Source organism: Pseudomonas sp. EZ-C24 (assembly GCF_014525325.1).
In the GTDB taxonomy this organism is placed as follows: domain Bacteria; phylum Pseudomonadota; class Gammaproteobacteria; order Pseudomonadales; family Pseudomonadaceae; genus Aquipseudomonas; species Aquipseudomonas shirazensis.
Genome location: NZ_JACDIU010000012.1, coordinates 141447 through 159426 on the forward strand (window position 1 = coordinate 141447; position 17980 = coordinate 159426).

15 protein-coding genes are annotated in these 17980 nt (G+C 61.5%); 3 read left to right on the forward strand and 12 right to left on the reverse strand.

Annotated features, from left to right (window positions below; all coding sequences use genetic code 11):
• Window positions 1-262: 262 nt before the first annotated feature.
• From IDM28_RS07460 to puuE, 6 genes are all read right to left on the reverse strand, one after another.
• Window positions 263-1048, reverse strand: a complete 786-nt coding sequence (locus tag IDM28_RS07460; RefSeq protein WP_188035645.1) for an outer membrane protein OmpK — start codon at window positions 1046-1048, stop codon at window positions 263-265.
• Window positions 1049-1201: 153 nt separating this feature from the next.
• The gene (locus IDM28_RS07465; protein WP_101317993.1) at window positions 1202-2557 is read right to left on the reverse strand and encodes a nucleobase:cation symporter-2 family protein; all 1356 of its coding nucleotides are present in this window, start codon (window positions 2555-2557) and stop codon (window positions 1202-1204) included.
• A 192-nt stretch (window positions 2558-2749) separates the two neighbouring features.
• Window positions 2750-4075 carry a urate hydroxylase PuuD gene (locus IDM28_RS07470; protein WP_101317995.1) on the reverse strand — a complete coding sequence of 442 codons (1326 nt, stop codon included), beginning with the start codon at window positions 4073-4075 and terminating at the stop codon, window positions 2750-2752.
• 131 nt (window positions 4076-4206) lie between these two features.
• Complete coding sequence (locus IDM28_RS07475) at window positions 4207-4710, reverse strand: ureidoglycolate lyase (protein ID WP_101317997.1); 504 nt, start codon at window positions 4708-4710, stop codon at window positions 4207-4209.
• 104 nt (window positions 4711-4814) lie between these two features.
• Complete coding sequence (uraD, locus tag IDM28_RS07480; RefSeq protein ID WP_101317999.1) at window positions 4815-5330, reverse strand: 2-oxo-4-hydroxy-4-carboxy-5-ureidoimidazoline decarboxylase; 516 nt, start codon at window positions 5328-5330, stop codon at window positions 4815-4817.
• Complete coding sequence (puuE, locus tag IDM28_RS07485; protein WP_101318001.1) at window positions 5330-6256, reverse strand: allantoinase PuuE; 927 nt, start codon at window positions 6254-6256, stop codon at window positions 5330-5332. Before puuE ends, uraD begins: the two co-directional genes overlap by 1 nt.
• A 388-nt stretch (window positions 6257-6644) precedes the next feature.
• On the opposite strand from puuE, the gene uraH reads away from it, so the two are divergent.
• Window positions 6645-6998, forward strand: a complete 354-nt coding sequence (uraH, locus tag IDM28_RS07490; RefSeq protein WP_150572689.1) for a hydroxyisourate hydrolase — start codon at window positions 6645-6647, stop codon at window positions 6996-6998.
• Window positions 6999-7109: 111 nt separating this feature from the next.
• On the opposite strand, the gene IDM28_RS07495 is transcribed toward uraH, so the two are convergent.
• Together IDM28_RS07495 and IDM28_RS07500 are read right to left on the reverse strand one after the other, a co-directional pair.
• Window positions 7110-8057 carry an RHS repeat-associated core domain-containing protein gene (locus tag IDM28_RS07495; protein WP_188035646.1) on the reverse strand — a complete coding sequence of 316 codons (948 nt, stop codon included), beginning with the start codon at window positions 8055-8057 and terminating at the stop codon, window positions 7110-7112.
• Between the two features lie 94 nt (window positions 8058-8151).
• Window positions 8152-9387 carry an NCS2 family permease gene (locus IDM28_RS07500; protein ID WP_410524656.1) on the reverse strand — a complete coding sequence of 412 codons (1236 nt, stop codon included), beginning with the start codon at window positions 9385-9387 and terminating at the stop codon, window positions 8152-8154.
• Between the two features lie 467 nt (window positions 9388-9854).
• On the opposite strand from IDM28_RS07500, the gene IDM28_RS07505 reads away from it, so the two are divergent.
• Window positions 9855-10619, forward strand: a complete 765-nt coding sequence (locus IDM28_RS07505) for a GntR family transcriptional regulator (RefSeq protein ID WP_150569734.1) — start codon at window positions 9855-9857, stop codon at window positions 10617-10619.
• A 366-nt stretch (window positions 10620-10985) separates the two neighbouring features.
• Here the strand turns inward: IDM28_RS07505 and guaD are convergent, their stop codons facing one another.
• From guaD to xdhA, 4 genes are all read right to left on the reverse strand, one after another.
• Complete coding sequence (guaD, locus tag IDM28_RS07510; RefSeq protein ID WP_150569733.1) at window positions 10986-12290, reverse strand: guanine deaminase; 1305 nt, start codon at window positions 12288-12290, stop codon at window positions 10986-10988.
• A gap of 10 nt (window positions 12291-12300) precedes the next feature.
• Window positions 12301-13146: a xanthine dehydrogenase accessory protein XdhC gene (gene xdhC, locus IDM28_RS07515; protein ID WP_188035648.1), complete on the reverse strand. Its 846-nt coding sequence runs from the start codon at window positions 13144-13146 to the stop codon at window positions 12301-12303.
• 67 nt (window positions 13147-13213) lie between these two features.
• Window positions 13214-15613, reverse strand: coding sequence for a xanthine dehydrogenase molybdopterin binding subunit (xdhB, locus tag IDM28_RS07520; RefSeq protein ID WP_188035649.1), 2400 nt, complete (start codon window positions 15611-15613; stop codon window positions 13214-13216).
• Entirely contained in the window at window positions 15606-17051 is a 1446-nt protein-coding gene (xdhA, locus tag IDM28_RS07525; protein WP_101318018.1) for a xanthine dehydrogenase small subunit, read from the reverse strand. Before xdhA ends, xdhB begins: the two co-directional genes overlap by 8 nt.
• Before the next feature lie 266 nt (window positions 17052-17317).
• Between xdhA and IDM28_RS07530 the strand changes: the two genes are divergently transcribed.
• Window positions 17318-17977 (forward strand): GntR family transcriptional regulator, encoded by a 660-nt coding sequence (locus tag IDM28_RS07530; protein ID WP_101318020.1) that lies wholly within the window; start codon window positions 17318-17320, stop codon window positions 17975-17977.
• Window positions 17978-17980: the final 3 nt, after the last annotated feature.

The following is a 17980-nucleotide window of genomic DNA, read 5'->3' on the forward strand; positions in this document are numbered from 1 at the left end:
CTGTTTGGCAAGAGCTGCGCCAACTTTTGTCGTTGGTCGCAATCTTCCTGCTCGACGTCTTGCTGAACGGCTGAAAACGGTCCTGTACGGCTGGCAACACGCAGACCAACCACCCGAATTCATTGACTGAGCGGTCAGTAAACGCGGGCAGAAATCATTCTGCCCTGAGCGAGGGGGCGCGCAGATTACTCAGTTGCGCGCTGCGCCTCAAGTGCTCCGTCCTGGAGCACGTGGAACCAAAGTTGGGCGTTCGGTCAGCTTCTCAGAAATGCACCTTGACCAGCGCACTGGCTACGCTCTGGTTGCTGTCCAGATTGCCGCGGCTGTCGATGCCGTACTTGTCCTTCCAGTAGCTGTACTCAAAGCCGACATACAGCTGCTTGGCACCGTAGTTGAGGGCTTTGCCGAGGTCGTATTTGACCTGTGGGTTGACGTGCAGGTTGGCGTGGTAGGTGCCGCGGCGGGTCTGGTCGTTGTCGACCACCCAGTCGATGTAGCCATCGATGAGTACGTCCGAGCGGCCGACCGGGATGGTGTAGGACCAGGCCGGGGTGATCTGCCAGACATTGTCACCGGGGCGGCTGCCCTCGGTGTTGCGCAAGTAGAAGTTGAGGGTGAAGTAGTTGAAGCCGGGCACCGCTAGGTCAAAGCCAGGGCCGATCAAATAGGCTTCGTTGTCGCCCTCGCCACGCTCGTAGGTCATGGCCAGCAACACGTCCTTGACCGGGCCGAAGGCAAAGCTCTGGCCGGTGATCTTGCCCAGCGACAGGCGTGGGCTGAACTCGCCGTAGTAGGTGTTGGCGCCTTTGCTGGCATCGGCCTTGCCGTTGTAGAAGATCTTGTCGACGAACAGGAAGGTGTCGCCGTACTTCCATTTGTTGGCGTGCTCGAAGGTCACCGTCTGCTGGATATTCGGGTTGACCTTGAAATCCTTGCCGTACAGGTAGGTCAGGCTTTCGCCGTGCCACTGCAGCCATTCGCCGGCGTAGGCGGGGACGGTCGCCAGCAGGCTGCTGCCGAGCAAGAGGGACGAGGTGATGCGCTTCATGTCGTGATTCCCGGACTTATTGTTTTTTTTGGGGTTTTTTCGGCGCAAGGGCGCCCCGAACGGCCCATTCCGGCGGGCCGACGGTGTAGCGGTACTGCGTGAGCGTGAGAGCGTTGCAATCAACGGGGTAGCCAGCCTGGCCACCCCGTCGACTCAGTGTTGGTGACAGGCGTCGTTGTGCGCCGCCCGGTCAGCACCACCGAGGATGTTGAACAGCACGTTGAGCACCAGGGCACAGACCGTGGCCATGGCAATCCCGCTATGGGTGATCGGTTCCATCCACTGCGGCATCTGCGCGAAGAACTCCGGCTTGACCACCGGGATCAGGCCAAAGCCGACACTCACCGCAACCAGCAACTGGTTGCGTCGGTCGGAGATGTCCGCCTCCTGGAGGATCTTGATCCCGGTGGCGGTAACCATGCCGAACATGGCAATCGACGCACCGCCAAGCACGGCCGGTGGAATCGAGGCGATCAGGTACGCCGCCTTGGGCAGCAGGCTGAGGCCGATCAGCATGGCCCCGGCCATGACCGTGACGTAGCGGCAACGCACGCCGGTCATCTGCACCAGGCCGATGTTCTGGGCGAACGAGGAGTGGGTGAAGGTATTGAAGAAACCGGCGATGAACGACGCACCGGCATCGCACAACAGACCCCGGCGCAACATGCCCGGGGTTACTTCGCGATCAGTCACCTTGCCCAGGGCGAGGAACATGCCGGTGGACTCGACGAAGATGATCACTACCACCAGGCACATCGACAGGATCGGCGCCAGGCTGAAGGTCGGCATGCCGAAGTGCAGCGGCGTGACCACTTGCAGCCATGGCGCAGCGCCCAGCCCGGACAGGTCGACCATGCCGATCGAACCGGCGACGATGTAGCCCAGGCCCATCCCAACCAGCACCGACACGTTGACCCAGAAGCCACGCATGAAGCGGTTGATCAGCAGGATCACGGCCAGCACCAGACCGGCCACCATCAGGTAGATCGGCGCGCCGAAGGTCTCCGCCTGCTGGCCGCCACCGGCCCAGTTGACCGCCACCGGGAACAACGACAAGCCGATCGACGTGATCACCGTGCCGGTGACCAGCGGCGGGAAGAAGCGCACCACCTTGGACATGAACGGTGCGATCAGCATGCCGAAGAAACCGGCGGCGATGGTCGCACCAAAGATGCCCTGCAGGCCCACGCCGGGCATGCCGGCCATGGCCACCATGCTGCCGACTGCGGCAAAGCTTGCGCCCATCATCACCGGCATGCGAATGCCGACCGGGCCGATACCGAACGATTGGATAATTGTGGCAACGCCTGCGACCAGCAGGTCAGCGTTGATCAGGAAGGCGACTTCTTCACGCGACAGGCCAGCGGCCTGGCCAATGATCAGCGGCACGGCGATCGCACCACCGTACATCAGCAGCACGTGTTGCAGACCCACCAGGATCAGCTGAAACAGGGGCAGGGGCTGTCGTGGCGGCGCAACAGGGATGTACGCCTTGGATGACTCTGACATGCAGCACCTCGAGTTTTGTTTTTATTCTCGGATCCAAGCGGTCAACCTGCAGCGCCAGGCTTTGGGTAAAAGCCAGGGGTTCACGCTGCGGGTTTGCGCTCGATGCTTGCTTGTTGCGTAGTGCGCATGGCGCAGGCGTGCCCTGCACGGGAAGTGGTCCCGGTGCAGGAGCAAGCCTGGCGATGCGTGGGGTCAGTTGACGGGGGCGCCTTTGGCGATCCAGTCACCGACCAGTTTGCGTTCTTCAACGGTCATCTGGGTGATGTTGCCCAGCGGCATGATCTGGCTGGCAACCGCTTGCGCCTGAATGCGCGCGGCCTGGGCCTGGATCTGCTGCGGGGTATCGAACATCACGCCACCTGGCGCCGTGCTGAACAGTGGGCTGGTCGGCTTGGACGAGTGGCACACAGTGCAGCGTTCCTGGATCACGTTGTGAATCGTGTCGAAGGTGTCACCCGACTGGGCTGTGGCCTGGGCCGGAGCCTGTGCAGCAGCGGCCGGTGCTTCAGCCGCCTTGGCCGCATCGGCAGCACGCTGTTCGGCAGCGGTCTTGCCGCCTACGGCCGTGGCTGGCAGCGGTTGATACTCGATCTTCGCCGCAGCCTGCTCAGGAGTAGTTGGCAAAGGTTTAGGGCCGGTGACATAGGCCAGGCAGATCATCGCCAGAGCGCCGACGGGCAGGGTCCAGGCGTATTTGTTGCTGTCGTGACGGGTGTTGAAGTAGTGACGGATCAATACCGCAGCCACTGCAATCCCGGCCAGGATCAACCAGTTGTACTGGCTGCCGTAGGTGCTCGGGAAGTGGTTGCTGATCATGATGAACAGCACCGGCAGGGTGAAGTAGTTGTTGTGCCGCGAGCGCAGCAGGCCTTTGGCCGGCAACAGCGGGTCGGGCGTCTGGTTGGCTTCGATCGCCGCGACCAGCTGGCGCTGGGCCGGCATGATGATGCGGAACACGTTACCGACCATGATGGTGCCGATGATCGCACCGGTGTGCAGGTACGCACCACGACCGCTGAACACCAGGCTGAAGCCCCAGCATGCGGCGATGATCAGTACGAACAGCACGCCGCCGAGCAGGGCAGGGCGCTTGCCCAATGGTGAGTCACAGAGGATGTCGTAGATGAACCAGCCGGCTACCAGCGAACCGATACCGATGGCCACGCCTTCGGCGCCGCTCAGCGAGCTGCCCGGGGCGAGCAGGTACAGGGTCGGGTTCCAGTAGAACACCACGCACAGCAGGGCGATCCCGGACATCCAGGTGAAGTAGGCTTCCCATTTGAACCAGTGCAGGTTCTCGGGCATTTTCGGCGGCGCCAGCTTGTACTTCTCCAGGTGGTAGATACCACCACCGTGGATGGCCCAGAGATCACCCGACAACCCATCGCGCGGGTTGCTGCGGTTGAGGTGGTTCTCCAGCCAGACGAAGTAGAACGATGCACCGATCCAGGCGACGCCTGTGATCATGTGAACCCAGCGAATGCTCAGGTTCAGCCATTCGTGAAGGTGTGCTTCCACAGTATGTACCTCTTGCCGATCACCAGCTTGAACGCTGCACGCGACTTTGCGCGCGATAAGCAGGCTGCGAGAGCAGCAGGTTTATCGCGACACCGAGTATTTCATGCAGGCCGTGGATGACCGACCTTTTCTTATTGGTGGGGATTGAGGATCAACATCTGTTCCTCGGTGAAGTAATGCTCATCGCAGTTGTTGCCTGAACCACTGCGATCAACCACCAGGAAATCATCCCGCTTTTCGATCGTCAGCACCGGGTGGTGCCAAACGCCGCGATGGTAATTGACGCCCTGCCTGCCGTTGCTGCGGAAGGCACGGACCAAACCTGATACAGGTGCATCGCCAACTGGCGCGACCACGATCAGAAACTGATTGCCGAGCAGCGGAATGAAAGCCTGGCTGCCCAGCGGATGGCGTTCGAGCATACGCACGGTCAACGGCATTTCCAGCGCGTCGGCGCGGAAGATACTGATGATGGCGTTGTCCTCAGGCTCGGCGGTTTCAACCGTGGCGAGCTTGTGGAAGCGCATGGTCGAGCCGTTGTTGATCATGAAGTGGTCGCTGCCGTCGGTTTCGATCACGTCACCAAAGGGGGCGAAGGCTTCTTTGCTCAGGGGCTCGATCACTAGTGTGCGCATGCTTGTTATCTCTTCTTCTATGACTGGCTAATGTGGTGGTGCGCTTGCCGGAAGGCCCTGGGTACGCTCGCGTGGCGGACTCGGGCCAGACCTTGTGGCAAGCCTTACAGCTGCAGCAGACGGAACAGCGCGATCAGGTTGATCTGCGCCAGCGCCTCTTTGAATTCGGCATCGGCATCGTTGTGAATCCGGGTTTCGAACGCCGCCAGAATCTGGTGTCGGTTACTGCCCTTGACCGCCATGATGAACGGGAACTGGAATTTGGCCTTGTAGGCATCGTTGAGTTCGGTGAAGCGGGCGAACTCTTCGGCAGTGCACTGGTGGATACCGGCGCCAGCCTGTTCATTGGTACTCGATTCGGTCAGCTCGCCCTGGACGGCGGCTTTGCCGGCCAGGTCCGGGTGAGCGTTGATCAAGGCCAACTGGTCGGCGTGGCTGGCGCTGAGCAGGATGTCGCTCATGCGCTGATGCAGGGCTTCGATCTGGTCCAGCTCGGCCAGTTGACCGAGGTCATAGGCCTTCTCGGCCACCCACGGCGAGTGCTCGTAGATGTCGGCAAAGGCGCTGACGAACGCGTCACGGCTCAGGGTCGAAGGAGTCAGGGTCTTGAAGGCGGTCATCAGGCGTTCTCGTTCTGGTACGGGTGGGTGGTGTGCCAGTGGCGGGCGATGTCCACGCGACGGGCAAACCAGACCTGGTCATGGCTCTTGGCGTATTCGACGAAGCGCTTCAGCGCTGCCAGCCGCGCCGGGCGACCGACCAAGCGGCAGTGCAGGCCGATCGAGAGCATCTTCGGCGCTTCGGCGCCTTCTTCGTAGAGCACATCAAAGGCGTCCTTGAGGTACTGGAAGAACTGCTCGCCACAGTTGAAGCCCTGCACCTGGGTGAAGCGCATGTCGTTGGTGTCGAGGGTGTACGGGATCACCAGATGCGGCTTGCCGGTCGGGTTGTTCGGCTCCCAGTAGGGCAGGTCGTCGTCGTAGGTGTCGCTGTCGTAGAGGAAACCGCCTTCTTCCATCACCAGCCTACGCGTGTTGGCGCCGGTACGACCGGTGTACCAGCCCAGTGGGCGCTCGCCGGTCAGTTCGGTGAGGATGCGGATGGCTTCGAGCATGTGCTCGCGCTCCTGCGCCTCGTCCATGTTCTGGTAGTCGATCCAGCGGTAGCCGTGGCTGCAGATCTCATGGCCAGCTTCGGCCATGGCGCGGATCACATCCGGATGGCGCTGGGCGGCCATGGCCACGGCGAAGATGGTCAGCGGTACGCCGGTGTCCTTGAACAGCTTGAGCAGGCGCCAGACGCCGGCGCGGCTGCCGTACTCGTACAGCGACTCCATGCTCATGTTGCGTTGGCCCTGCAGGGGCTGGGCGGCAACCATTTCAGACAGGAAGGCTTCGGACTCTTTGTCGCCGTGGAGGATGTTGCGCTCGCCACCTTCCTCATAGTTGAGTACGAACGACAAGGCGATGCGGGCGTTGCCCGGCCAGTGCGGGTGAGGTGGGTTGTTGCCGTAACCGATCAGGTCGCGAGGGTAGTCAGCGCTCACTGCAGTCTTCCTTCTTGTACGTTGTGCGAGGGGTGGTGGACCCGCGTCGGGTTGTCGCACTCACCGGATGGGCTGATTGTATACAACTTCTGAAATCTTTTGTAAGCCTGTTTTTCCGCATTTCTGCCCTTTTGTCGCGTGAGACTGCTTTGCAAGAAACTTGCCTGATTGGTCAGCTAATGACCTGGGCCTGCTTATACAGCCTATATCTGGCGATACATAGCAGGTTTTCGCGAGCGTGTGGCGGAGTGGCGCTGAAGGGTCTAAAAAATTGTGTACAATTTATTGAGAAAGTGTCTTAATGAGCTCATTCCCGCACACGGCAGGCCCTCTTACGGTGCTTGCTGGGTATTTTCTGCCCACGAACTGAACAAGAGGCGACACGCACATGGGACGTCTGACCACTCACGTACTGGACGCTGCGCATGGCTGCCCGGGCAGCTCGATCAAGGTCGAGCTGTACCGTGTCGAAGGCCAGCAGCTGGAATTGGTTAATACCGCGCTGACCAACAGCGATGGCCGCGTCGATGCGCCGTTGCTGCAGGGTGACGATTACCGCACCGGCGTGTACCAGTTGCAGTTCAGTGCCGGGGATTACTATCGAGCTCGGGGCGTGGCTTTGCCAGAAGCGGCGTTCCTGGATGTTGTGGTGCTGCGCTTTGGGGTCGACGAGAAGCAGGAGCACTACCACGTGCCGCTGCTGATCTCGCCTTACAGCTACTCGACCTATCGTGGAAGCTAGTTGGTCGCTAGAAGAATCTTCGTAGGTCTTTGGCCCGCTCTCACACTGGCGGGCTTTTTTTCGTCTGGAGATTGGTGTTTCTGAGGCCTTGTGACCATCGCTGGTCTTTGTTCAGGTGTGTTTTCGCACGGCCTGGTTGTTCTGCTTCAGTACTCGGCCAGTCGCATAGCCGGCCTTGTCCTCGGCGCCAGCAGCAATGGCGCCCATGAAATTGAATGTGGCCCCGACGATGCGTTCAGCGCCTTTCTCAGTGGTCACCCATACGCGTGCGGCCTCGAGGTGAGCCGACGTGTTCGAGATCTGACCGCTGAGATTTTGCGTGGCTATATCGCGGTATATACCCGCGTGCTCAGTGGTCAGCGTGGCGTCGTTGTGACTCGTCAGGTTGTCGTTGACCTTGAACAGCTTTTGCGTAAAGGGTGTGCTGTCCACTTGGTCACTGGCAAATTTACGGATTACTGCCCTTCCCAACCTTGGTGATTCCTGCGAGGTTGGATCCGGGAAGAGTGCTTTGCTCGCCAGGTCTACTGACTTTTTTGCAACCTGAATTTTCGGTTGGACGTGTTTTCTCATGAACGTAAGCGCCCAAGGGGTTTTCCCAGTGGGGTCGGTAAGGTTTATCGGGTCATTCAGGCAGTAGGCATAGGCATTCAACCCACCGCTGCCGAACGGACTCAGGCTGTCCGGGCTGAGGAATTTCATGAGCGACGGGCTATAGGCGCGATGACCGTTGCCGAGCAGGTAGTAGCCGGTTACCGGTTCGCGCTTTTGTCCGGTGAACGACAGCAGGCTGGCGTCAGCCTCCTGGGGGTGGTGGCCATAGGCGGCGTAGGCGATGCTCGCGCTGCTGGCGGCGCCCTGCAGCCGCACAATCGATCCTTGCTGATCGACGCCGAGCGGACAGGTGGCCGTGGTGTTGTCCAGCTGCGCCAAGGCTGACTCGCCATGGCGCAGCAGCGTGACGCATCGCTCACCTTGAAGCTCGGTCGCCAGGGATGACGCTTGGTAGAAGCGCAGCGCCGGGGGCAAAACGGAGGGTGGGGTGGTGTTGGGGAGCATGTTCGGGTCTCGGCATGGAGAAGATGAGACCCGAGTCTAACGTGGGGTTTTTCTGCAGTGACCTGTCAAAAATGACAGGCCACTGCAAGAGGCCCTAGAGGAATACGAACTTGGCGATGAAGATCACGCAGAGTACCCAAAGGCTGGGCGAAATCTCCTTGTACTTGCCCGTCCCGGCCTTGAGCACCACGTAGCTGATGAAGCCCAGGGCAATGCCGTCCGCCACCGAGAAGGTCAGCGGCATCATGATCACCGTGACGATCGCCGGAATGCTGTCGGTGGCTTCGTCCCAGTTGATATGGGCCATGCTGCCCATCATCAGCATCGCCACGTAGATCAGCGCGCCAGCGGTGGCGTAGGCGGGGATCATCCCTGCCAGCGGGGCGAAGAACATCGCCGCGACGAACAGTGCCCCGACCACCACGGCGGTCAGCCCGGTACGGCCACCTGCGGCCACTCCCGCAGCGCTCTCGACGTAGCTGGTGACCGGCGGCACGCCAACGGCGGCGCCGAACACGCTCGAGGCACTGTCGGCCTTCAGCGCCCGTGACAGGTTTTCGATTTTGCCGTCCGGCGCCACCAGGTTGGCGCGCTGGGCAACCCCCATCAAGGTCCCGGCGGTGTCGAACATGTGCACGAAGAGAAACGCCAGCACCACGCTGATCATGCTCACGTTGAACACGCCGGCGACGTCCATGGCCATCCAGGTCGGCGCCAGACTCGGCGGCAGCGAGAACACCCCGCCGTACTGCACCAGGCCCAAGCCCCAGCCGGCCAGGGTAACGCTGATGATGGCGATCAGGATCGCACCGAACACTCGGTGATAGCTGAGCACCGCGATCATCAGGAAGCACACCGCCGCCAACAGCGGCCCGGCCTCGTGCAGCGAGCCGAGCTTGATCAGGGTCGCCGGGCTGTCGACGACGATGCCCGCAGTCTTCAGGCCGATCAGCCCGAGAAACAATCCGACGCCGGCCCCCATGGCATGGCGCAGGCTCAGCGGAATGCTGTTGAGCAGCCATTCGCGAACCCGCGACAAGGTCAGGAACATGAACAGCACCCCGGAGACGAACACGGCGCCCAGCGCCGCCTCCCAGGTGTAGCCCATGGTGCCGACCACGGTGTAGGTGAAGAAGGCGTTGAGCCCCATGCCCGGCGCCAGGCCAACCGGCCAGTTGGCGTAAAGCCCCATCAGCAGGCAGCCGAGCGCGGCCGAGATGCAGGTGGCGACGAACGCCGCACCATGATCGATGCCGGCGTCAGCCATGATGTTGGGGTTGACGAAGATGATGTAGGCCATGGTGATGAAGGTGGTCACCCCGGCGATCATTTCGGTCCTGACGGTGGTGCCGTGATGCTTGAGTTTGAAAATCCGCTCCAGCCAGCTCCTTTCGAGCGGCGGGGTGAGATCCAGCGTAGAGGCGTCGGATTTGCGGGTGTCCACAGCGAGTACTCCTCAAGTCTTTCTTGTTGTTCGGAACCAGTGTCCTGCGCTATGCACTTGGTGATTCCGCGAGGGTGAGGCAGACGTCTGACCGTTTTTGTTGACTCATGGGTCAAGAAGTTGCTCGCTGGATTATGCGTTTGTGTACAAATAATGCAAATAATGTTTTATCTTTCCTGGGTACAATCTTGTAAATAGTGGCTATATGCCGAAATGGCCACCTGCAGAAACGGGTCAGCCTGTGTACAATGGGCCAGTACCTTTCTTCTTATTTCCAACCAGGGCTTGCCAGCCACCCTCTGACAGGCAGTACAGTCAAGGTCCGATTGGCGGATTCCCATGCTCGAGTGCCCATGAACGAACAGCTGCAGCCTCTCAAGAAACCTGTACGCACCGGCAAGGCCGGGCGCAGTGGTACCCAGGACGACATCGTCTACGCGCATATTTTCGAGGCGATCCTCGAGCAGCGGCTGGCGCCGGGCACCAAGTTGAGCGAGGAAGCGCTGGGCGAGATCTTTGGCGTCAGCCGCACCATCATTCGTCGCGCGTTGTCGCGTCTGGCCCATGAGAGCGTGGTGTTGCTGCGGCCCAATCGCGGTGCCGTGGTTGCCAGTCCGACGGTTGAAGAGGCGCGGCAGGTGTTCTTTTCGCGACGGATGGTTGAGCGGGCGATTACCGAGTTGGCGGTGCAGCATGCTACGGCTGAGCAGCTGAACGAGCTGCGGCAGATGGTGCGTGACGAGCGCGACAGCTTTTCGCGGGGTGATCGTGGGGCCGGGATTCGGCTTTCCGGGGAGTTTCACCTGAAGCTGGCCGAGGCTGCTGGGAATGCACCTTTGGTGAGTTTCCAGCGTAGTCTGGTGTCGCAGACATCGCTGATCATTGCTCAGTATGAGAGCGGGAACCGGTCGCACTGTTCGTATGATGAGCATATGCAGCTGATCGATGCGATCGAGGCGAGGGATGCGGGGCAGGCGGTTAGCTTGATGATGCATCATATGGATCATATCGACAGCAAGCTGAACCTCGATGAGGAGAGTGCTTCGGACGATCTGCATGCGGTGTTTTCGCACTTGTTGCAGAAGAAGCCTGCTCGGGCTACTTCGGCTAAAGGTTGATTGGTTGGTTGTCGGCTTGGGGCTTATCCGATTGATGTGTGGTTTGATCGGGCCCTTTTCGCCCTTACGGCGAGTCACTTTTTTGGCAAACGCCCCAAACAAGGTCTTGGCTCCACATCCGGCCCCTTCGCTGCGCTGGCGCAGAGCGGGTCAAAGTGGGTTTCGCGATGGTGGTTGGCCGTCAGATTGCCGGGGCCGCTACGCGACCCTTCGCAGGTGAACCCGCTCCCACAGACCGCGCATGTCGATGGTACGCGGCCCCTGTAGGAGCGGCCTTGTGTCGCGAAAGGGCTGCGTAGCAGCCCCGGCAATCTCAAACCAATCAAAGCTCGGGCAGCCACAACAATCCCGCCCTGCGCCAGCGCGCTACCGCTGATGCACACACCGCCCAGCCGCATACGTCTCCAGTACCGTCCGATCATCCCCCAGCGTCGTCAACACAAACAACGTTTCCTCGATCCCCCCCGATTGCTGCAGGCGATACTCAAGCAAAGGCGTAGCCTTATAATCGAGGACCACGAAGTCCGCATCATTACCCGGACGCAAACTTCCCACCCGATCCTCCAGCCGCAAAGCCCGAGCCCCACCCAGCGTCGCCAGGTACAACGACTTGAACGGGTGCAAGCGCGCGCCCTGCAACTGCATCACCTTGTAAGCCTCATTCAAGGTATGCAGCAGCGAAAAACTGGTCCCCGCGCCAACATCCGTGCCCAGCCCGACATTGACCTTGAACTTCTCAGCTTGCGGCAAGTTAAACAAGCCACTGCCCAGGAACAGGTTCGAGGTCGGGCAGAACGCCACCGCCGAGCCCGTCTCCGAAAGCCGCTGACACTCTTCATCACACAGATGCACGCCATGGGCAAACACCGACCGCTCCCCCAGCAGCTCGAAGTGATCGTAGACGTCCAGGTAACCCTTCTGCTCCGGGAACAAGCCCTTGACCCAGTCGATCTCCTGCAGGTTCTCGGACAGGTGCGTATGCATGTACACCCCCGGATGCTCCTTCAGTAACTGGCCGGCCATCGCCAATTGCTCGGGCGTGCTGGTCGGGGCAAAGCGCGGCGTCACCGCATAGTGCAGCCGGCCCTTGCCATGCCAGCGCTGAATCAGCGCCTTGCTCTCGGTGTAGGACGACTCTGCCGTGTCGGTCAGATAATCCGGCGCGTTGCGGTCCATCATCACCTTGCCGGCGATCAGGCGCAGGTCCAGCCGCTCGGCCTCTTCGAACAGCGCGTTGACCGACTCCGGATGCACACTGCCGAACACCAGCGCGGTGGTGGTGCCGTTACGCAGCAGCTCCTGCAGGAAGATCTTCGCGACCTTGTCGGCATGCGCCTTATCGGCAAACTGCTTTTCGCAGGGGAAGGTGTAGGTGTTCAGCCAGTCCAGCAACTGCTCGCCATAGGAGCCGATCATGCCGGTCTGCGGGAAGTGGATATGGGTGTCGATAAAGCCCGGGGTGATCAGGGCATCCTGGTAATGCACCACGTCGATGTCGGCATCCAGCGTCGGCAACAGGTCGCTGGCGTGACCAAGGGCGCTGATGCGGCCTTCGTCGACCACCAGCAGGCCGTCCGGGTAGTACTCGCAGGATGCCTCCAGGCCGACTTCGGCGGGGTCGCCAACGCTGTGCAGGATGGCGGATCGGTAAGCTTTGCGGGTTGCGCTCATAACACTCTCGTCATTTGGCGTGGCTGCGGCGGGACGGCGGCAGCAACTGAGCAATGGGGCCGGCATTGACCGCAGCATCGTGCTGGCCAAAACAGGCGTTGTAGGTGGCGATGATTTCGCCGGCAATCGACACGGCGATCTCGATCGGCAATTTGCCTTTGACCTCGGCCAGGCCCATCGGGCAGCGCATGCGTGCTAGCACCGCATCGTCATAGCCGCGATCACGCAGGCGATGCTCGAACTTGGCGCGTTTGGTCTTCGAGCCGATGAGGCCGAACCAGGTGAAGTCGTTGCGCTTGAGGATCGCCGCGGTCAGCTCGAGATCGAGCTGGTGGTTGTGGGTCATGACAATGCAGTAACTGCCTGGCGGCAGCGCAGCCACTTCGTCGACCGGCTCCTCGCTGATGATGCGGCTCACGCCGGTGGGGATCAGCTCCGGGAATTCTTGCTCGCGCGAGTCGATCCAGCGCACCCGGCAGGGCAGGGCAGCGAGCAAGGGTACCAGAGCCCGGCCGACGTGGCCCGCACCGAACACGGCGATCTCGGCCTGCACGGCCGCCATTGGCTCGAACAGCAGCACGGTAACGCCGCCGCAGCATTGGCCAAGGCTCGCGCCGAGGCTGAAGCGCTCCAGATGCGGGGTGCTGCGCTGCTCGTCGAGCATCTGCCGGGCGATGTGCAGGGCTTTGTACTCAAGGTGGCCACCGCCGATGGTGTCGAACAGCTGGCGGGCGCTGACGACCATCTTCGAGCCGGCATTGCGCGGGGTCGAGCCGCGCTCTTCGATGATGGTCACCAGCACGCAGGGTTCACCGCGAGCTTGCAGGTCGGCGAGGGCGTTGATCCATTGGTGCATGATACAAAACCTCAGTTGGCTTCAACTCAGCCCCGCGCAGCACAGGGCTGCGCGGGGCTGCCTGCGGTCACGATGTGACAGGTTCCACGTGCTGTTCAGCAGGCTGCTGCACGGCCAGGGTCTGGCGCATCTGCTCGCAGCCCCACAGGACCCGCTCAGGCGTGGCCGGCGCGTCGATGTTGGGTTGCGCGCGGTAGTTGGCGATGCTGGCGACGGCGTCCTTGATCGCGCACCAGGCAGCGATACCGAGCATGAACGGCGGCTCGCCGACGGCCTTGGAATGGAACACGGTGTCTTCCGGGTTCTTGCGGTTCTCGACCAGCTTGACCCGCAGGTCCAGCGGCATGTCGGCCACTGCCGGGATCTTGTAGCTGGCCGGGCCGTTGGTAACCAGCTTGCCCTTGGCGTTCCACACCAACTCTTCGGTGGTCAGCCAGCCCATGCCCTGAATGAAGCCGCCTTCGACCTGACCGATGTCGATGGCCGGGTTCAGCGAGTCGCCGACGTCATGCAGGATATCGGCACGCAGCATTTTGTACTCGCCGGTCAGGGTGTCGACGATGACCTCGACGCAGGCTGCGCCGAAGGCGAAGTAGTAGAACGGCCGGCCGCGCGCCTGTGAGCGGTCGTAGAAGATCTTCGGCGTGCGGTAGAAGCCGGTAGTCGACAGCGACACCTGGGCAAAATAGGCCTGCTGCACCAGCGTCTCGAAGCTGATCAGTTCCTCACGCACGCGCACATGGCCGTTGCGGAATTCAACGTCTTCCTCGGTGACATTCCAGTGCCGGGCGGCAAACTCGACCAGGCGCTTCTTGAGGATCTCGGCCGCGTTCTGCGCCGCCTTGCCGTTCAGGTCGGCGCCACTGGATGCAGCGGTCGGTGAGGTATTGGGGACCTTGTCGGTATTGGTCGCCGTGATCTGAATGCGGTCGATCTCGACCTGGAACACCTGCGCTACCACCTGTGCAACCTTGGTGTTCAAACCCTGGCCCATCTCGGTGCCGCCATGGTTGAGGTGGATGCTGCCGTCGGTGTAGATGTGGATCAGTGCACCGGCCTGGTTGAGGAAGGTGGCGGTGAATGAGATGCCGAACTTGACCGGGGTCAGCGCCAGGCCTTTTTTCAATACCGGGCTGTGCTCGTTGAAGTGGCGGATCGACTTGCGCCGCTCGGCGTAGTCGCTGCTGGCCTCCAGTTCGGCGGTCATTTCCTCGATCAGGTTGTGTTCGACGGTCTGGTAGTAATGGGTGACGTTGCGCTCGGTCTTGCCGTAGTAGTTGGCCTTGCGCACATCCAGCGGGTCACGGCCGAGCTGACGGGCAATGTGGTCCATCACCTGCTCGATGGCGACCATGCCCTGCGGCCCGCCGAAACCGCGGTAGGCGGTGTTGGAGGCGGTGTTGGTTTTGCAACGGTGGCCGTTGACGGTGGCGTCGCCAAGGTAATAGGCGTTGTCCGAGTGGAACATGGCGCGGTCGACGATCGAGCCGGACAGGTCAGGCGAGTAGCCGCAGTTGCCGGCGAGGTCGAACTGGATGCCGTGCAGGCGGCCGTCGTCATCGAAGCCGACGTCGTACTCGACGTAGAACGGGTGGCGCTTGCCGGTCATGGTCATGTCTTCGACCCGTGGCAGGCGCATCTTGGTCGGCTGGCCGGTCAGGCGCGCGATCACCGCGCACAGGCATGCCGGGCTGGCGGCCTGGGTTTCCTTGCCGCCGAAACCGCCACCCATGCGGCGCATGTCGAGGACGATCTTGTTCATCGGCACATCGAGCACTTCGGCGACCAATTTTTGCACTTCGGTCGGGTTCTGCGTCGAGCAGTACACGATCATGCCGTCGTCTTCGGTCGGCATCACCGAGGAGATTTGCGTTTCCAGGTAGAAGTGCTCTTGGCCACCGATATGCAAGGTCCCCTGCAAGCGGTGCGGGGCGCTGGCCAGGGCGGCAACCGAATCACCGCGCTGATGGGTGTGGCTGTCGAGCACGAAGTGCTTGTCGCGCAGCGCCTGGACCACATCCAGCACCGGTTCGAGGTCTTCGTATTCGATGATCGCCGCCATCGCCGCACGGCGAGCGGTTTCCAGGTCGCGGGCAGCTACCGCCAGCACCGGTTGGCCGAAGAACTCGACCTTGTCGATCGCCAGCAATGGGTCGCCGGCGACCACCGGGCCGATGTCCTTGAGGCCGGGGATGTCTTCATGGGTGATGGCGATGCGTACGCCTTCGAAGGCGTAGCACGGCGCGGTATCGATACTCAGGATGCGCGCGTGGGCGCGGTCAGCTGTGCGCGCATACACATGCAACTGATTGGGGAATTCGAGGCGGTCATCGATATACACCGCTTCGCCGCTGACGTGTTTGTCGGCGCTGTCGTGCTTGACGCTGCGGCCGACACCGGTGGTCAGGTCCTGGCGGAACAGTTCGGCCATCTCGGCCTGGCTCTTGACGGCATGATGATTAGACATAGTCGGTCACCCGGGTTTCGATGTGCGGCGATTGCAGTTCGATGAAGTACTTGCGCAGCAGGTTCTGTGCGGTCAGCAGGCGGTATTCCTTGCTCGCGCGGAAGTCCGAAAGCGGGCTGAAGTCTTCGCCCAGCGCCTGGCAGGCACGTTCAAGGGTGGCCTGGTTCCACGGCTTGCCGCGCAGCGCGGCTTCACAGGCACGGGCGCGTTTGGGAATCGCTGCCATCCCGCCAAAGGCAATGCGCACGCCGCTGACCACACCGTTTTCGATGCTCAGGTTGAACGCTGCACAAACTGCCGAGATGTCGTCGTCCAGTCGCTTGGAGACCTTGTAGGCGCGGAACGTCCAGTCGTTGCTGGCCCGCGGCACGATGATCTTCTCGATGAACTCGCTGTCCTGGCGGGCCGTGATGCGGTAGTCGATGAAGTAGTCTTCCAGTGGCAGCACGCGCTGGCGCTGGCCCTGGCGCAGTACCACCTGGGCATCCAGGGCAATCAGCAGCGGCGGCGAATCACCGATGGGCGAGGCATTGCCGATGTTGCCGCCGAGGGTGCCCTGGTTGCGAATCTGCAATGACGCAAAGCGGTGCAGCAGGGCGCCAAAATCGGCGTATTCATCGCTGAGCGCGCCGTAGCAGTCGGTCAGCGGCGTCGCTGCGCCGATCTCCAGATGAGTGGCGGTCTTGTCGATGCGCTTGAGTTCGGCGACGTTGCCGACATAGATCATCACCGGCAAGGTCTTGTGGAACTGGGTCACTTCCAGCGCCAGGTCGGTGCCGCCGGCAAGCAGGCGCGCTTCTGGGTGCGAGCTGTACAGGTCGGCCAGGTCGGCAACGGTCAGCGGCACTAGGCAGCGCTTGTCGCCGCTGTTCAGTTCGCCGGTTTCGGACGGGGCGATGGCCTTGAGGCGGGCGATAGTCTGCGCTTGCTGCGCATCGAACTGATCGCGGCACGGTGTGGCGCAGCTCTGTTCGGCAGCGGCGAGGATCGGCCGGTAGCCGGTGCAACGGCACAGATTGCCGGCGAGGGCTTCCTGGGCCTGCTGGGTGTCGGCGCCGTTGCTGTTCTTCTGCAAGGCAAACAGCGACATGACAAAGCCGGGAGTGCAGAAGCCGCATTGCGAGCCGTGGCAGTCGGCCATGGCTTTTTGCACACTGTGCAGTTCGCCCTGATGCTTGAGGCCTTCGACGCTGATCAATTGTTTGCCGTGCAACGACGAAACGAAGGTCAGGCACGAGTTGAGGCTGCGGTAGCGCAGGCTCTGGCCGTCTTCTTCGAGCTCGCCGACCACCACTGTACAGGCGCCGCAGTCGCCACTGGCGCAGCCTTCCTTGGTGCCGGATTTGCCAAGGTGTTCGCGCAGGTACTGCAGCACGGTCATGTTCGGGTCCAGGGCGTGCTCATTACGCAGCTCCTGGTTTACGAGAAACTGGATCACGGGGAAGGCCTCGCAATGGTTTTATTGTTGTTCCGGCGGACTCTAAGCAGGCTTGATCGCCGGGTCAATGATTTTCTGACTCAAAGGTCAAGAAATCGCGCGCAGCGAGTCCGCACCGAACAGTGTGTCTTTTGTTAAGCATAGATCGCGCCTGAGTCCCACGGCCGCCTGCAACGAATAAAGCGCAGCGCACCTCTGCGCGACTGCCTGGCAAGTGCGCTACAATCCGCCGCTTGTGCCCAGTTCAATGATTTTGAAGGAAAACCATGACGTTCAAGGCGCCGGACAGTCTCTCCGAGCAGATTGCCCACCATCTGGCCGAGCGGATCATCCGCGGCGAGCTTGCCCCGGGTGAGCGGATCCAGGAGCAAAAGGTCACTCAGGCCCTGAACGTTAGCCGCGGCTCGGTACGCGAGGCGCTGTTGATCCTTGAGCGTCGCCATCTGGTGGCGATCCTGCCGCGGCGGGGCGCCCACGTGACCCGTCTTGACGAGCGCAGTGTGCGTAGCCTGTGTGCGCTGATGGGCGAGTTCTACATTCTGCTCGGCAACGCCGTTGCCCAGAAATGGCGCACCGATGCCGACCTGATGCCGTTTCTGGGCATTCAGCAGCGCTTGCAACAGGCCTACGCCGCCACCGACATCAAGACCTTCGTCGCCGAGAGTTTTGCAGTGATGCGCGCTGCGTATCCGTTCGCCGACAACCCGTACCTGCAGGAAACCGTCGAGAACCTGCAGCCCGCCATGAGCCGCGCCTATTACCTCGCGCTGGATCAGCGCCAGGCGAATATGCTCGACTACCTCGACCTGTTCGATCGCCTGCTCCAAGCCGTGGTTGCGCGCGACATTGCACGTATTCGCGAAGTGCTGGTTGCCTACTGCCAGCGCAGCTGCGAGCTGGTGCTGGCTGCGTTGGCACGGGTCTGATCG

Coding starts and splice junctions, on each gene's coding strand:
- IDM28_RS07500 (WP_410524656.1), bottom strand. CDS start 9,387: ATGATCGCCGGGGTGACCACCTTCATCACCATGGCCTACATCATCTTC.
- IDM28_RS07475 (WP_101317997.1), bottom strand. CDS start 4,710: ATGCGCACACTAGTGATCGAGCCCCTGAGCAAAGAAGCCTTCGCCCCC.
- uraH (WP_150572689.1), top strand. CDS start 6,645: ATGGGACGTCTGACCACTCACGTACTGGACGCTGCGCATGGCTGCCCG.
- IDM28_RS07505 (WP_150569734.1), top strand. CDS start 9,855: ATGAACGAACAGCTGCAGCCTCTCAAGAAACCTGTACGCACCGGCAAG.
- IDM28_RS07530 (WP_101318020.1), top strand. CDS start 17,318: ATGACGTTCAAGGCGCCGGACAGTCTCTCCGAGCAGATTGCCCACCAT.
- uraD (WP_101317999.1), bottom strand. CDS start 5,330: ATGACCGCCTTCAAGACCCTGACTCCTTCGACCCTGAGCCGTGACGCG.
- xdhC (WP_188035648.1), bottom strand. CDS start 13,146: ATGCACCAATGGATCAACGCCCTCGCCGACCTGCAAGCTCGCGGTGAA.
- IDM28_RS07495 (WP_188035646.1), bottom strand. CDS start 8,057: ATGCTCCCCAACACCACCCCACCCTCCGTTTTGCCCCCGGCGCTGCGC.
- guaD (WP_150569733.1), bottom strand. CDS start 12,290: ATGAGCGCAACCCGCAAAGCTTACCGATCCGCCATCCTGCACAGCGTT.
- xdhB (WP_188035649.1), bottom strand. CDS start 15,613: ATGTCTAATCATCATGCCGTCAAGAGCCAGGCCGAGATGGCCGAACTG.
- IDM28_RS07465 (WP_101317993.1), bottom strand. CDS start 2,557: ATGTCAGAGTCATCCAAGGCGTACATCCCTGTTGCGCCGCCACGACAG.
- IDM28_RS07460 (WP_188035645.1), bottom strand. CDS start 1,048: ATGAAGCGCATCACCTCGTCCCTCTTGCTCGGCAGCAGCCTGCTGGCG.